This window comes from Marinobacter sp. (assembly GCF_033722195.1).
Classification (GTDB): Bacteria; Pseudomonadota; Gammaproteobacteria; order Pseudomonadales; family Oleiphilaceae; genus Marinobacter.
Genome location: NZ_JAWVZL010000022.1, coordinates 16121 through 29452 on the forward strand (window position 1 = coordinate 16121; position 13332 = coordinate 29452).

The 13332-nt window shown below is 65.5% G+C and carries 14 protein-coding genes and 1 pseudogene; 8 read left to right on the top strand and 7 right to left on the bottom strand.

The window, feature by feature from the left end; genetic code table 11:
- Positions 1-71: 71 nt before the first annotated feature.
- The gene (locus tag R3280_RS06355) at positions 72-1232 is read left to right on the top strand and encodes a GNAT family N-acetyltransferase (protein ID WP_318997777.1); all 1161 of its coding nucleotides are present in this window, start codon (positions 72-74) and stop codon (positions 1230-1232) included.
- A gap of 3 nt (positions 1233-1235) precedes the next feature.
- Here the strand turns inward: R3280_RS06355 and dgt are convergent, their stop codons facing one another.
- Positions 1236-2795, bottom strand: coding sequence for a dGTPase (dgt, locus tag R3280_RS06360; protein WP_318997748.1), 1560 nt, complete (start codon positions 2793-2795; stop codon positions 1236-1238).
- Positions 2796-2937: 142 nt separating this feature from the next.
- On the opposite strand from dgt, the gene R3280_RS06365 reads away from it, so the two are divergent.
- The gene (locus tag R3280_RS06365; protein WP_318997749.1) at positions 2938-3606 is read left to right on the top strand and encodes a cupin domain-containing protein; all 669 of its coding nucleotides are present in this window, start codon (positions 2938-2940) and stop codon (positions 3604-3606) included.
- 18 nt (positions 3607-3624) lie between these two features.
- Positions 3625-4428 (top strand): DUF3750 domain-containing protein, encoded by an 804-nt coding sequence (locus R3280_RS06370; RefSeq protein WP_318997750.1) that lies wholly within the window; start codon positions 3625-3627, stop codon positions 4426-4428.
- 1 nt (position 4429) lies between these two features.
- Here R3280_RS06370 and R3280_RS06375 read toward each other — a convergent pair whose 3' ends face one another.
- Positions 4430-4867, bottom strand: coding sequence for a nucleoside deaminase (locus R3280_RS06375; protein ID WP_318997751.1), 438 nt, complete (start codon positions 4865-4867; stop codon positions 4430-4432).
- Between the two features lie 281 nt (positions 4868-5148).
- Here R3280_RS06375 and R3280_RS06380 point away from each other — a divergent pair.
- A pseudogene (locus tag R3280_RS06380) lies at positions 5149-5252 on the top strand.
- Between the two features lie 396 nt (positions 5253-5648).
- Here R3280_RS06380 and R3280_RS06385 read toward each other — a convergent pair.
- Both R3280_RS06385 and R3280_RS06390 read right to left on the bottom strand, forming a co-directional pair.
- Positions 5649-6311: an SDR family oxidoreductase gene (locus R3280_RS06385; RefSeq protein WP_318997752.1), complete on the bottom strand. Its 663-nt coding sequence runs from the start codon at positions 6309-6311 to the stop codon at positions 5649-5651.
- A gap of 44 nt (positions 6312-6355) precedes the next feature.
- Complete coding sequence (locus R3280_RS06390; protein WP_318997753.1) at positions 6356-7294, bottom strand: fatty acid desaturase; 939 nt, start codon at positions 7292-7294, stop codon at positions 6356-6358.
- A gap of 149 nt (positions 7295-7443) precedes the next feature.
- On the opposite strand from R3280_RS06390, the gene R3280_RS06395 reads away from it, so the two are divergent.
- Both R3280_RS06395 and R3280_RS06400 read left to right on the top strand, forming a co-directional pair.
- On the top strand, positions 7444-8484 hold the full coding sequence (locus R3280_RS06395) for an aldo/keto reductase (RefSeq protein ID WP_318997754.1): 1041 nt from the start codon (positions 7444-7446) through the stop codon (positions 8482-8484).
- 72 nt (positions 8485-8556) lie between these two features.
- Entirely contained in the window at positions 8557-8787 is a 231-nt protein-coding gene (locus tag R3280_RS06400; protein WP_318997755.1) for a hypothetical protein, read from the top strand.
- Positions 8788-8794: 7 nt separating this feature from the next.
- Here R3280_RS06400 and R3280_RS06405 read toward each other — a convergent pair whose 3' ends face one another.
- Positions 8795-9757 (bottom strand): ribonuclease Z, encoded by a 963-nt coding sequence (locus R3280_RS06405; protein WP_318997756.1) that lies wholly within the window; start codon positions 9755-9757, stop codon positions 8795-8797.
- A gap of 116 nt (positions 9758-9873) precedes the next feature.
- On the opposite strand from R3280_RS06405, the gene R3280_RS06410 reads away from it, so the two are divergent.
- Positions 9874-10668: an SDR family NAD(P)-dependent oxidoreductase gene (locus R3280_RS06410; protein WP_318997757.1), complete on the top strand. Its 795-nt coding sequence runs from the start codon at positions 9874-9876 to the stop codon at positions 10666-10668.
- On the opposite strand, the gene R3280_RS06415 is transcribed toward R3280_RS06410, so the two are convergent.
- Positions 10657-11433 carry a sulfite exporter TauE/SafE family protein gene (locus R3280_RS06415; protein WP_318997758.1) on the bottom strand — a complete coding sequence of 259 codons (777 nt, stop codon included), beginning with the start codon at positions 11431-11433 and terminating at the stop codon, positions 10657-10659. The genes R3280_RS06410 and R3280_RS06415 overlap by 12 nt on opposite strands.
- Positions 11434-11495: 62 nt before the next feature.
- Here R3280_RS06415 and R3280_RS06420 point away from each other — a divergent pair, with 62 nt between their 5' ends.
- Positions 11496-12383, top strand: coding sequence for a succinyl-CoA synthetase subunit beta (locus R3280_RS06420; RefSeq protein ID WP_318997759.1), 888 nt, complete (start codon positions 11496-11498; stop codon positions 12381-12383).
- A 10-nt stretch (positions 12384-12393) separates the two neighbouring features.
- Here R3280_RS06420 and R3280_RS06425 read toward each other — a convergent pair whose 3' ends face one another.
- A complete protein-coding gene (locus R3280_RS06425; RefSeq protein WP_318997760.1) occupies positions 12394-13284 on the bottom strand; it encodes an NAD-dependent protein deacetylase in 891 nt (296 codons plus the stop codon).
- Between the last annotated feature and the right edge of the window lie 48 nt (positions 13285-13332).

Here is a 13332-nt window from a genome sequence, read left to right on the forward strand (position 1 = left end):
GGGGGTGATCGCCCGGCGGTTTCTGACGTAAGGTAAGGGGCTTGCCCAGTGCCACAGAGACCGACACCACCATGCCCGAAATGGAAAACGCCGCCCTTCGAATCGACACCGTTGCCAGCATCGGGGACATACCCGAGCCGGTCTGGGACGCGTTGGCGGGCAGCGGCAATCCGTTCCTGCGCCACCGCTTCCTGGCGGCACTGGAGCACAGCGGCTGCACCACCACCGCCACCGGCTGGACCCCGAGCCACCTGGTCTTCCGCCAGGACGGGGAGGTGGTGGGGGTCATCCCGGCCTACCTCAAGCACCATTCCATGGGCGAGTACGTGTTCGACTGGGCCTGGGCGGACGCCTACCAGCGCTATGGCCTGGAGTATTATCCGAAGCTGCTGATGGCGGTGCCCTTCACCCCATCCACCGGCGCCCGGCTGCTGTTCTCAGACCGGCTGCGGGCGCAGCTGGACCCGCCCGCCCTGCACCGGGCCCTGGACCGGGTCTGCCAAGCCGCCGGCGGCCATTCCTGGCACCTGCTGTTTCCCAACGCGGACGATCAGGTCCTGCTGGACGCCCCTGGCCGTCTGCACCGGCTGGGCTGTCAGTTCCACTGGCTCAACCGGAATTACAACAGCTTCGAGGACTTCCTGGCCACCCTCACCTCCCGCAAGCGCAAGTCGATCCGCAAGGAGCGCCGGCAGGTGGCCGAGCAGGGCATCGGCTTTGAGCATTTCACCGGCGCCGAATTGCCGGACCCGGTGCTGGAGACTTTCTACCTGTTCTACCAGGCCACTTACCTCAAGCGCGGCCAGCGGCCCTACCTCAACCTGGACTTCTTCCGCGCCCTCAGGGATCGCCAGCCGGAACAGCTACAGGTCACCATGGCGGTCAAAAACGGGGAATACATTGCCGGCGCCCTCTTCCTGCTGGGCCAGGACACTCTCTACGGCCGTTACTGGGGCTGCCTGGAGGAGTACGACCACCTGCATTTCGAGACCTGCTATTACCAGGGCATCGAACTGGCCATCGCTCGGGGCCTGCGCCGCTTCGACGCCGGCGCCCAGGGCGAGCACAAGCTGGTGCGGGGATTCGAGCCCCAGCTCACCCATTCCTGGCACTGGGTGGCCGAGGCCGGCTTCGCCGGTGCCCTGAGCCGCTTCTGCCAGGAGGAGGCGGCCCAGGTGCGGGCCTACCGGGAAGCCGCCCTGGACGCCCTGCCCTTTCGCCAGGACAGCTGAGGCTCAGATGGCGCGGGTCACGGACAGGGTGTGGAATTCATCCAGGGCGAACTGGTCGGTCATGCCGCTGACCATGTCCTGGAGCAGCCGGCAGCGGCAGTAGCGCTCCCAGACCTCCGGAGCCACACCCCGATCCTCCGCCACCGCGGCCAGGTAGGCCTTCACATGCTTGTTGGGCAGGCGTTTATAGAGCCGGCTTTCCACCAGCAGGCCCTTCTGCTGCCCCGCCAGCAGGCGGGCGAAGTCGGCGCGGGAGAGCAGCAGCAGCGGTTTGAAGTGGTCCAGCAGGCCGGTGATGATGCGGTAGCCCTGCAGCTCCAGGGTTTCCACCTCCGGCACCGAGAACACATGCTTGACTGCCACCCGCTTGAAGGTCCCGATCACCGTGTGGCAGGCGGAATCGTCCTCCAGGAGGGCCCGGTTGAGACTGCCCTCCCGGATGGCTGCCAGGTTGTCGATAAAGGCCCTGGCGGCGTGCTGGACCAGTGGATGGATGACCTTCACCCGCAGCCACACGAAGAACTCATGCTCCCGGTTGATGTCCTCGGCCCCGGCCCGTTTCAGGGCGTAATCCACCAGGCTGGCGAAGGACTCCGATCCGAAGTGGGCGGTCCGGGCCTGGTCCGGGCGCAGCTCGTCGAAGGTGGCCACCAGGCGTTCGGCCAGCTGGGTATAGCTCATCAAGCCCTTGTCGACACCGTCCTCCAGGTCGGCCAGGCAGTAGGAGATGTCGTCCGCCGCCTCCATGATGTAGGCCAGTGGATGCCGGTGGCCCGGGGCCATGCCCAGGGCTTGCTGCATGGCCGCGACAAAGCCGGTTTCGGAAAAATAATAACCCGGCTTCTTCTGCAGGTAGCTCAGGGGGTGGTCCGCGGGCGGACGTGGCTCGGTGGCCGGCCGGGTGTACTTGAACGCGGCCGCGGCCTGCAGATAGGTGAGGTTGAGTTTCTGCAGGTGCGCAATCAGCCGGATGGCCTGGGCGTTGCCCTCGAAGCTCTGCAACTCCCGGGCCAGTTGGGCGGTCAGGGCTTTCTCATCAGCCCCGGCGGTATCCCAGCTCGCGGCGGTGACCTCCCGAAAAGGCGCCAGCTCGCGCAGGTGATCGGCAAACCATTTGGACAGGGCTGCCTCGCCGAAATGGCCGAACGGCGGGTTGCCGATGTCGTGCATCAGGCAGGCCATCTCCACCAGGGTCTCACAGGCCCGGTCCAGGCCACCCAGGCCCAGCTGCTCCAGCCGGTTTTTGCCCAGCAGCCGGAACACCGTACGCACGATGAAACGACCGGTCTGCTGCACTTCCAGCGAGTGGGTCAGGCGGCTGCGCACCGCGGCGTTGCGCTCCAGTGGAAAGACCTGGGTTTTCTGCTGCAGCCGACGCACCGCCGCCGAGTTGATGATCCGGCCGCGGTCGCTTTCCAGGGCGTCTTCCAGCCGGGTGATGCCGCACTGGCGCAGCCGGAAGGTATCGGCACGGTCGCCCTGGCGATTCCCGTCAGCCTGGCGATTATCAGCCTGGCGATTAAAGGGGCGCTGGATCGAAAACAGGTCGGCAAAGTCGGTCATGGTTTCCTCCGTGGACGGCGGCCCCAGTGTACCCTCTTCCACGGCCCCGGTAAGCCCCGGCTCCCGAGTGCCGGCCAGGCAGTGATGCGTCTGGCCGGCTGGCCCGTATAAACTGGCAGCATCCACCCAAGCGGAGTCAGCAATGCTCAACCTGGATTTCAGCCAGCGTGTGGTCATCGACACCGGGGCCATGAACTGGACACCGAGCCCGGCCGGTGGCGTGGCCCGCAAGCCCCTGGCCCGCGAGGAAGCCGAGCGGGGCCACGCCACCAGCGTGGTGCGCTACGAACCCGGCGCCCGTTTCGACCGTCACACGCACCCCCGCGGTGAGGAGATCCTGGTGCTTGAGGGCACCTTCTCCGATGAGGAAGGCGATTACGGCCCCGGCACCTATATCCGCAATCCGCCCGGCAGCGGTCACGCGCCCTTCAGCCGCGACGGCTGTACCTTGTTCGTCAAGCTCCACCAGTTCGCCCCCGGCGACACCGACCGGGTTCGGGTGGATACCCGCACCGCCGCCTGGCGACCGGGCATCGGCGGCCTCGAGGTGCTGCCGCTGCACGAGTTCGAGCATGAACACGTGGCGCTAGTGCGCTGGCCCGCCGGTGAGCGTTTCCAGCCCCACCGGCATTTCGGAGGCGAGGAGATTTTCGTGCTGGCCGGGGAATTCTGCGATGAACACGGGCACTATCCGGCAGGTACCTGGATACGCAGCCCCCACGGCAGCCAGCATCACCCGTTCGTGGAACTGGATACCGTCATCTGGGTCAAAACCGGTCATCTGCCCCTGACCGGCACCGGCGCACCCTAGGAGACCGTGAATCGATCCATGAAGTCCTTTATCAAATGGCCCCTGCGAAGCTTACTGATCCTGCTGGCGCTGCTGGCCGGACCGGCCTTCATGGCCGCGTGCAGTAACCTGCAGAACGGCCAGACCTGGTACCAGGCGGATCGCTCCAGTGCCGGTATCGCGCCCCGCCCGGAGCAGACGCCGGCAGCGGTGGTGCAGGTCTACGGCGCGCGGGCGTTTGGCTGGCGGGGCTATTTCGCGGTGCATACCTGGATTGCCACCAAGGCGGAGAACGCAGACTTCTATGTGGTGCACGACGTCACCGGCTGGGGCCGTGAGACTGTGAGATCCCGCCCCGGTGACCCGGACCGGGCCTGGTACGGCAACCCGCCGGAGCTGCTGGCGGATATCCGCGGGCCACGGGCGGCCGCCATGATTCCCCACATCCAGGCTGCGGTGGCGGACTACCCCTACCCGAACCGTTACGAAGCCTGGCCCGGACCCAACAGCAACACTTTCGTGGCCTGGGTGATCCGGCAGGTGCCGGACCTGGACGTGGCACTGCCCAACACCGCCATCGGCAAGGATTATCTCGGGGAAGGACTGGTGTCACGGACACCCAGCGATACCGGCTACCAGTTTTCACTCGCCGGGTATTTGGGCGTTCTGGCCAGCCTGAGGGAGGGCGTGGAGTTCAACCTGCTGGGGCTGTCTTTTGGCGTGGACCCGCTGGCCCTGGCCATCAAACTGCCAGGGGTGGGTCATCTGGGCCTGCGTGACCCCTGGATGGACAGCGACGGCGCCTCACCGGAGGCGCCGCCGGCCCTGGCATCGGACCAGTAACTCACTCCCCGATGTCTTCGTGCCAGAGTTCGGGATTGTCGCGGATAAAATTCTCCATCAGCTGCCGGCATTCCGGACTGTCCACCACATCCACCTGGACTCCCCGGGAGCGAAGATAGGCCTCGGGCCCGGTGAAGGTCTTGTTCTCCCCCACCACCACTTTGGGAATGCCGTAGAGCAGCACCGCGCCTGTGCACATGTCGCAGGGCGACAGGGTGGTGTAGAGGGTGGCACGCCTGTAGTCGGCGGCCTTGAGGCGGCCGGCGTTCTCAAGGCAGTCCATCTCGCCGTGGAGGACAGCACTGCCCTTCTGCACCCGGCGGTTGTGGCCCCGGCCGACGATCCTGCCGTCCAGCTCCAGTACCGAGCCGATCGGGATGCCGCCCTCTTCCAGGCCCTTACGGGCCTCCTCGATGGCGGCTTGCATGCACAGATCCATGGCGCATTCTCCGTTTCCCGGGCGGGCAATTTGGCCCGCCACTCTGGTCAGAAGTTCACTGTCAGGCCGACACCGATGCCGTCGATGGTGACATCGTCCTTGTCAAAATAGCGCATGTATTCCAGGTTGCCGGACAGGGCCTCGGTGATGGCGAGGTTCACGCCCAGACCGTAGGAGAGATCCGACTCGTCATCCCGGGTGGTGCCGAGAAACGTGTTGTCCAGCTCCAGCTCGTAGCGGGTGAAACCCAGAATGGCGTAGGGCGTGGCCGGCGATTCGTTGGCCAGGTTCAGGGTGGCATAGCCGCCGTAGAAGGCATTGGCGGACAGGTCGGTGGTGCTGGTGATGCTGTCATCCTTGACCCCGAATCCGGCTCTGGCCTCCAGGCCGAAATAAGGCGTGATGTTGGCGCCCACCTTGGCGGACAGGGTGCCAAGATCGGAATCCAGACCGTTACCCTCAAGGTCGACAAAGGTGTAGTTGGCGCCGGCATAGAGGCTGCCGGCACCACTCTTGTAGATGTCCGCCGCCACTGGCAGGGAGGCTGAGCCCAGCAGGGTAAGGGCAACTGCCGCAGGAATCGATTTCATAACCCACCTCTTGATCCACATTCGATGTTGGTCAGGCGGCGGCCCCGCTCTAACGAACTACGGCAGGGGCCGGCGCCTGGAAGCGGGAGCCCACCGGCTCCCTTTCCCTACGTTGCCTCATCCGGCGCCAACAATCCACGGTAGAAGGGGTTATTTACCCTTTATTTACAGAGACTTAATTTTCCGGCCAGTCACCAGGGCAGCTCGTCGCCGTTGCTGTGCCAGAACGAGCCGGTGTTCGCCAGGGTCAGGCCATCGATGCGTTCGGCCAGACCTCGGGCGGCCTCCTCCGGACTGATCAGCCCGCCAAAGTTCACCATCCGGGTCTTGACGTAACCGGGATGGAGCTGGGCCACCGCGATGCCCCGGGGCTTCAGATCCATGGCCAGGGATTTGCCGAAAGCGTTCAGCGCCGCCTTGGACGCCCGATAGCCGTATCGGCCGCCGGAATCGTTGTCGGCGATAGACCCCATGCGGCTGGTAATGTTGGCCACCTTGGCACCCTGGCCCAGATTGGGCAGCAGGGTTTCAACCACCCGCAGGGGCGCCAGGGCGTTGACTTCGATCTGCGTGCGAATGGAGTCGAAATCGAGGCTGCCGAGCTTTTCGTCCTGCAGCAGGCCGGCGTTGTTGATCAGCAGGTCCAGGCTGTCGCCGTTCAGCAGCTCGGCCAGCCGCGCCACGTCCTTGGGGCGGGTGACATCGATGCCGTCGATCACCCGGGCCGCGGCTTCATCCAGCTCCGGCGAGCTCTGCCGGCAGACCCCCGTCACCCGCCAGCCCCGCCGCGAGTAGAGTTTTGCCAGCTCAAGTCCAATGCCGCGGTTGGCGCCGGTAATCAGCACAGATGCCATGCCGTGTCCTCCTGCTCAGGTTACATCAGCGCACAAGGGTAGCATCAGTGGGCCGGCTTTTCCCCCTGTCGGGCCGCCGGCCCGGCCAACTCGGTACCGGCCAGCTCACGACCCAGAACGTCCACCAGCAGCGGCTGCTGCCGCCGGAACAGGGGCTCACCCTGGCGCCAGACCTTGAGGTAACGGTAACAGGGCACCCGCGGATAAAGATGGTGGATCAGGTGGTAGTTCTGCCACATCAGAACCGGGGTCAACAGCCACTCCAGGCCCACCCGGTTGTTGGTGGCCTGCCAGGGATTTTCCTGCTGGGTGCTCTTACGGGGATGGTGGGGCAGATAATCGAACGCGAACGCCAGCACGGCGATGGCCAGACGGCCCGGCAACAGCCAGTACAGCAGCAGGGCCTGGCCGGCACCGGCCAGGATCAGGCCGCCACAGGCGAGCACACCGAACGCCAGCGCCAGCAGGGTCTCCCGGCGCTCCGCCAGGGGCCGCTGCCGCCAGTGGGCCAGGTAGAAGCGGTAATAATTGAAGTCCACCGTGGCCCAGCGCAGCGGCAACAGTAGCGCCGGGCCCTCGCCGGTGTAGGCGTCCGGGTCGCGGCCATCGGATTCATTGGCGAACCGGTGATGCTGCATGTGGATGAAGCGGAAGGCCTTGAAGATGGGAAACGGGAACAGCGCCAGGGTACTGATGCGCCCGACCCAGTCGTTCAGCTGCAGGCTGTGGCCCAGCGCCCGGTGGGCGGCGTCGTGGAACACCGTGAACAGCCAGTAGGCCGCCAGGGTGTTGACCAACACCGCCCATACCGGCGCCAGCTGACCGGCGAGCGCCAGGGCCGTGGCGGAGGCGTACAGGCAAAGACTCAGGGCAAACAGCGCCAGCGTCGGCCAGGCCACTCTGGGCGGGGTGATCAGCGCCGCCAGGGTCTCATCGTCCTGGGCGAGGGCTGACGGGGACCGGGCGTCGGAAGGGGACGGCATAGGGATCACCTTTGTAATTTCTGTCCGACAATATAGCAATATCGCGGACGATTCAAGAAAGCGTCGGGCGCCGGTGGCGACGTTTACGGGGTCCTCTTGGCCTTGCTATGGTGAAATTGAGCAACCACGGCAAAGACGCAGGAGGCGCCATGAAAACCCGAAACTTCGGCAATACCGATATTCAGGTGACCCCGGTGGGACTTGGAACCTGGGCCATAGGCGGCTGGATGTGGGGCGGCACCGATGAGAAAGACTCCATCGACACCATCCACGCAGCCATCGACAAAGGCATCGGCCTGGTTGACACGGCGCCGGTCTACGGCTTTGGCCGCTCCGAGGAAATCGTTGGCAAGGCCCTGGCGGGAGGCCGCCGGGACAAGGTGGCGCTGGCCACCAAGGTGGCTCTGAACTGGAACCTGGAGCAGGACAAGGTCTGGCGCGAAGCCACCGCAGAGCGCATCGAAAAAGAGCTGGAGGATTCGCTCCGGCGCCTGCAGACCGACCACATCGATATCTACCAGGTGCACTGGCCCGACCCGGAGACCCCCATGGAAGAAACCGCCCGGGCCCTGGAGACCCTCTACCAGGAGGGCAAGATCCGGGCGATCGGGGTGAGTAACTTCAGCCCCGAGCAGATGGAGGAGTTTCGCAAGTTCGCCCCCCTGCACAGCCTGCAGCCACCCTACAATCTGTTTGAGCGCGAGATCGAGCAGGACATCCTGCCTTACTGCCAGCGCCAGAACATCGCCACCATTACCTACGGCGCCCTATGCCGCGGCATGCTCACCGGCAAGATGCGGCCGGACACACAGTTCCAGGGTGACGATCTGCGCAAGAACGACCCGAAATTCCAGGGCAACCGTTATCAGCAGTACCTCAGCGCCGTGGACGCCCTGGACAGGTTTGCCCATGACTATGCCGGCAAGAACGTGCTGGCCCTGGCGCTGCGCTGGCTGATCGACCGGGAGGGCGTCACCACCGCACTCTGGGGCGCCCGGCGCCCGGACCAGCTGGACCCGGTTGGCGACATTGAAGGCTGGTCACTGGATGAGGGCGCCATGGACACCATCGACGACATCCTCGACCAGTACATCAAGGACCCGGTGGGCCCGGAATTCATGGCGCCGCCGAGCCGCGCCAAGCCCGGTGCCAAGCGCAAGCCCCGCTCGGTCCATAGCGGTACGCTTTGATCAGGATCCGACAGATCGATTCCGGCATTCCATCGCCCGCTATCGGTCAACCCGTCCAAGAGGAGGCAAGAAATGGCAGATCCATCCCGCTGGCAGAGCCTGCGCGCAGCCCATGACGACGCCTGGCGTAACTATGAGGAGGTGGTCACCGATGTGCATGCCGCCTACGAGGAGATGTCCGCCGCCGGCAAGGAGGAGCTTCCCGACACGGTCGCCCAGGGCCGGCTTGCTGACGCCTGGGAGCGCCTGAGCGAGGCGCGCCGGGAGATCGACCACTACTTCCTGGGCGAACAGGGCGGCTGATACGGTTTCACAGCGGACGCAACTGGCGGTCCGGCTCCAGCTGGTAGCGGGCCAAATCCCGGGCCAGGAACAGGGTGCCCCGATAATGGGCCCGGGCCTCCTGCTCCAGCTCCGACAGCGCCGGCTGGCTGCGGGGGCCATCGCCGTAGCGCGGGCTGATGTGGGTCAGCACCAGGTGCGGCACACCCGCGTGCTGTGCGAAGCGGGCAATCATTTCCGCCGAGCTGTGCTGGGGCCGATTGTCGTTGCGGTCCGCCACCACCTGGGTGTAGGTGGCCTCGTGGACCAGGACATCGGCGCCCTCGACGGCCCCGGTCAGCAGTTCCGGCCGGTCGTTGTCGCCGGCAATAACGATTCGCCGGGGCGGACCCGGGTCCAGCAGGAAGTCTTCGGCCTGCAGCAGCCGGCCGTCAGACAGGGCAACATCCTCGCCCTGCTGCAAACGGCCCCATTCCGGCCCCGCGGGCACCTGCTCACGCTGCAGCCGCTGGATATCCAGCTGGCGGCGGCGTGGAATCTCGTTGAAGCCAAAGGCGTAACTGGGGACACGATGGGAAAGCTCGGTGATATCGACCCGGAAATCTCCCACCACCACCTGACCGGACCAATCCTCGATGGCCAGAAAGTGGATGGGAAAGTTGCAGTGGGTACGGGTCACCGCCTGCACCGCCTCCACCATCACCCGCAGATCCTTCGGCGCCACCAGGGTCAGCGGCTCGGTACGGCCGGACATGGAGGCCGTGGCCAACAGGCCCGGCAGGCCCAGGCAGTGATCCCCGTGCACATGGGTGATCAGTACCGCGTGCAGGTGGTGCAGGGAAAGCTCGCTGTAGAGCAGCTGGTGCTGGGTACCCTCGCCGCAGTCCACCAGGCACCAGCCCTTGGCGTCGCTGCGGCGGATCGCCGTCGCCGATACATTGCGGTGCTTGCTGGGCATGCCGGCGCAGGTGCCGAGAAACTCGAGTTGCATAGTCTTTTCACCGGGGTCCGGGCACCGGCGCACTTGCCGGAAGGCCAATGCCGTCATGATGCATGGCTTTAACCCGACCCTCAAACATCGCGATTCACTGAGCAGACGGAGGTTCCATGGACATCAGACTCACCGGCAAAACCGCCATAGTCACCGGCTCCACCAAGGGCATCGGCCTGGCCGCCGCCAAGGGCCTGGCCCGCGCCGGCGCCACCGTGGTGGTCAACGGTCGCAGCCAGGAGGCGGTCGATGATGCCCGCCTGGCCATCCAGAAGGAGGTTCCCAACGCCCTCATCCGCGGCGTTGCGGCGGACCTGTCGGAAGCCACCGGCTGCACCCTGCTGCTGGAGAAGGAGCCCGACTGCGACATCCTGGTGAACAACCTGGGCATCTTCGAGCCCAAGGATTTCTTCGAGATTCCGGACGCCGACTGGCAGCGCTTCTTCGACACCAACGTCATGTCCGGCGTTCGGCTCTCCCGGGCCTACCTGCCTGGCATGCAGGCCCGGGACTGGGGCCGCGTGGTGTTCCTGTCGTCGGAATCCGGCCTCAACATTCCCACCGAGATGATCCAGTACGGTTTCACCAAGACCGCGGTGCTGAGCCTCTCACGGGGCCTTGCCAAACGCATGGCCAGCACCGGTGTCACGGTGAATTCGGTGCTGCCGGGCCCCACCCTGAGCGAAGGGGTAGCGAGTATGCTGGAGGAGGATGCCAAGGAACGGGGCGTTTCCCTGGAACAGGCAGGCCGGGATTTCGTCGCCGCCAAACGGCCCTCGTCCATCATCCGGCGCGCGGCCGAGGTAGAGGAGGTGGCCAACATGATCGTCTACACCTGCTCCGAGCAGGCCTCCGCCACCACCGGCGCGGCCCTGCGGGTGGATGGCGGCGTGGTGGATTCAATCGCCTGACAGGCCCTGCCACAGCCCCATCACACTGATCACCAGCAATACCGAGCCGAGCACCTGGAAGAATACCGGGGTCTCGGCCTGCAGCATGCGCTGGTGGAATTTCAGGCCGATGACGTGGCCAATGGCGGCGCAGGGCAAGAGCCAGAGGTGATGGATCCACTGCATGTCCACCCCGGCCCAGACGAATGCCGCCACCTTGATGGTCACCAGGATGAACCAGAGCGCGAACAGGGTGTCCCGCAGCCGCTCCTTGGGGATGTGCTGGGCCACCACCGCGATGATCAGCGGCGCGCCGATCAGCGAGGTGCCGCTGATGTAGCCCCCCAGCATCAGGAAAACCACGTCCACCGTCGTGCTGCCGCTGCGGAACGGCCGATTGACGATGTAGGACACCGAATAGAACGCCACAATGACGAAGATGATGGCGCTCATGATATCCGAGGGCAGCGTCAGCAGCCCGAACACCCCCACCAGCTTGGGCACGATCATGATGCCCAGGATGCGCCACAGGTAGGGCCAGTCCACGGTACTCACCAGGGAGCCGGTGGCGGACCGGCCCCGGTTGTTGATGGCGATGGTCAGTGACGAGAACACCAGCAGGTGGATGGCGATCAGCGGCAGGAACACCAGCGGGTCGTTGTGGACCAGCAGCAGGAAAGGCAGGGACAATACCGCACCACCAAAGCCCAGGCCGGAGCGGACAAAACCGCTCCACACAAAGATCAGGCCAATCAGGGCATACTGGTACGCGTGCAGATCGCTCATGGGGACTCGTATTGGCAGAACAACGGAAAACGGCGGCACATTGTAAAGCCCTGCCGCGGGGATTGGTAACCGCCGCCCTGGTGCTGATGCTGCCGCTCTTTTTCATCGGTGGCCCCGACTGGTCCGCAGGCGCACTGCACAAGGCGCTCTGGAACCTGGGACATCCACTGTTCTTCGGGCTTCTGGTGATGCTGGTGGCGCCCCGGCAGCCGCTGCGTGGAGCGTCTTTGTGGGTGGCAACGACCCTGGCCGTGCTGCTGGCGGGCCTGGCTATCGAACTGCTGCAGGGCGCCGCCCACCGGGCTGCGGACTGGCGCGACCTGGGCCGCAATCTCACCGGTGCCTGGCTCGCCCTGGCCTGGTGTTATCCGCCCCGACCCCGCCGGGTTCGCCTGGGGCTCCGGGGCGCAACCCTGGCGTTCCTGCTGGTGGAACTGCTGGTGGTTGCCGAGGTGGCGGCGCGCCAGCTCCGGCTGGCGCAGCAGCTGCCAGCTCTGTACGACTTCCGTGAAGCCGAACCGGCGCTTTACTGGAGCGGGGCCGGGCTGAAGCCGGGCAATCAGGCAGGCGCACCGGCCGGCCGCAGTCTGGCCCTGGATCTTGATACGGGCACCTACAGCGGCGTCACCCTAAATAACCTGGCGGGGGACTGGCAGGGTTACCGGGCGCTGCGGGTGGAAGTGTACAACCCGGATCCACAGCCACTGACACTGACCCTCAGAATCCATGACCTGCAGCATGACCGCGGCCAGCAGGCCTACCGCGACCGCTTCAATCGGCGGCTGGTCCTGGCACCCGGAGCCAACCGCTTCGTGGTGCCGCTGGCGGAGATTGAGCAGGCGCCGGCCGGCCGCATGATGGACATGGCCCGAATCCGCCGCCTTGGGCTCTTTGCCAGCGCCCTGCCGGCACCTCGCCGGGTGTATCTGCTGGACCTGCGCCTGGAGTAAGCGCAGAGCGTCAGAGTTGCGCCAGCGTCAGCGCCAGGGTCTCACTGATCCGGGCATTGAGCTTGAGGTCCATCATGTCATCGGCCCGTGTGCGGCCGATGTTCAGGGCGGCCATGGGTTTGTCCCACTCCCGCGCCTGACGGCAGAACCGGAAACCGGAATAGACCATCAGCGACGAGCCCACCACCAGCATGGCGTCGCTGGCTTCCAGGGCCGCCATGGCGCTCGCCACCCTGGGTCTTGGCACATTGTCGCCAAAGAACACCACGTCGGGCTTGAGGATGCCGCCGCAGTGCTCACAATCGGCCACCTGAAAGCCACTGAAATCCACTTCCAGATCGGCGTCGCCATCCGGCGCGGTGGCAGCCGAGTACTGCCGGAACGACGGGTTGAGCCGGTCACAGCGCTCGTGCACACGATCCCGGGGCTGGCGTTGCCCACAGCCCATGCAGATCACCTCGTCGGCCCGGCCATGGAGATCGATGACCTGTTCGCTCCCGGCCCGCTGGTGCAAACGGTCCACATTCTGGGTGACCACATGGCTGAGCCGGCCCCTGCGCTCCAGTTCGGCAATCTGAAAATGCGCGGGGTTGGGCCTGGCGCTGCGCATCACACCCCAGCCCACCAGACTGCGGCCCCAGTAGCGCTGGCGCACGTGATGATGGGTCATGAAGTCCTGGTGCTGTACCGGCGGCTTGCGCTTCCACGCACCATCGCCGTCGCGGTAATCCGGAATCCCGGAGTCGGTACTCAGGCCCGCTCCGGTCAGCACGAAGAGTCTGGGATGGCGATCGATGAATTCCGCCAGCCGGCAGGCTGCCTCTTCCAGGGTATGGTTTGGCAGCGGCTGGACGGTAGCGGGCAGGGGCACTGCCCGCGTGGGGTCTTTGGCAAGGGTCATGGCTCGGCCTGCGGCATCAATGGGACCGCTATTCTAGTGAGCCGAACC

Excerpts from the sequence above, each read along its gene's own strand:
- R3280_RS06355 (WP_318997777.1), top strand. The coding sequence starts at position 72 with ATGCCCGAAATGGAAAACGCCGCCCTTCGAATCGACACCGTTGCCAGC.
- dgt (WP_318997748.1), bottom strand. The coding sequence starts at position 2,795 with ATGACCGACTTTGCCGACCTGTTTTCGATCCAGCGCCCCTTTAATCGC.
- R3280_RS06365 (WP_318997749.1), top strand. The coding sequence starts at position 2,938 with ATGCTCAACCTGGATTTCAGCCAGCGTGTGGTCATCGACACCGGGGCC.
- R3280_RS06370 (WP_318997750.1), top strand. The coding sequence starts at position 3,625 with ATGAAGTCCTTTATCAAATGGCCCCTGCGAAGCTTACTGATCCTGCTG.
- R3280_RS06375 (WP_318997751.1), bottom strand. The coding sequence starts at position 4,867 with ATGGATCTGTGCATGCAAGCCGCCATCGAGGAGGCCCGTAAGGGCCTG.
- R3280_RS06385 (WP_318997752.1), bottom strand. The coding sequence starts at position 6,311 with ATGGCATCTGTGCTGATTACCGGCGCCAACCGCGGCATTGGACTTGAG.
- R3280_RS06390 (WP_318997753.1), bottom strand. The coding sequence starts at position 7,294 with ATGCCGTCCCCTTCCGACGCCCGGTCCCCGTCAGCCCTCGCCCAGGAC.
- R3280_RS06395 (WP_318997754.1), top strand. The coding sequence starts at position 7,444 with ATGAAAACCCGAAACTTCGGCAATACCGATATTCAGGTGACCCCGGTG.
- R3280_RS06400 (WP_318997755.1), top strand. The coding sequence starts at position 8,557 with ATGGCAGATCCATCCCGCTGGCAGAGCCTGCGCGCAGCCCATGACGAC.
- R3280_RS06405 (WP_318997756.1), bottom strand. The coding sequence starts at position 9,757 with ATGCAACTCGAGTTTCTCGGCACCTGCGCCGGCATGCCCAGCAAGCAC.
- R3280_RS06410 (WP_318997757.1), top strand. The coding sequence starts at position 9,874 with ATGGACATCAGACTCACCGGCAAAACCGCCATAGTCACCGGCTCCACC.
- R3280_RS06415 (WP_318997758.1), bottom strand. The coding sequence starts at position 11,433 with ATGAGCGATCTGCACGCGTACCAGTATGCCCTGATTGGCCTGATCTTT.
- R3280_RS06425 (WP_318997760.1), bottom strand. The coding sequence starts at position 13,284 with ATGACCCTTGCCAAAGACCCCACGCGGGCAGTGCCCCTGCCCGCTACC.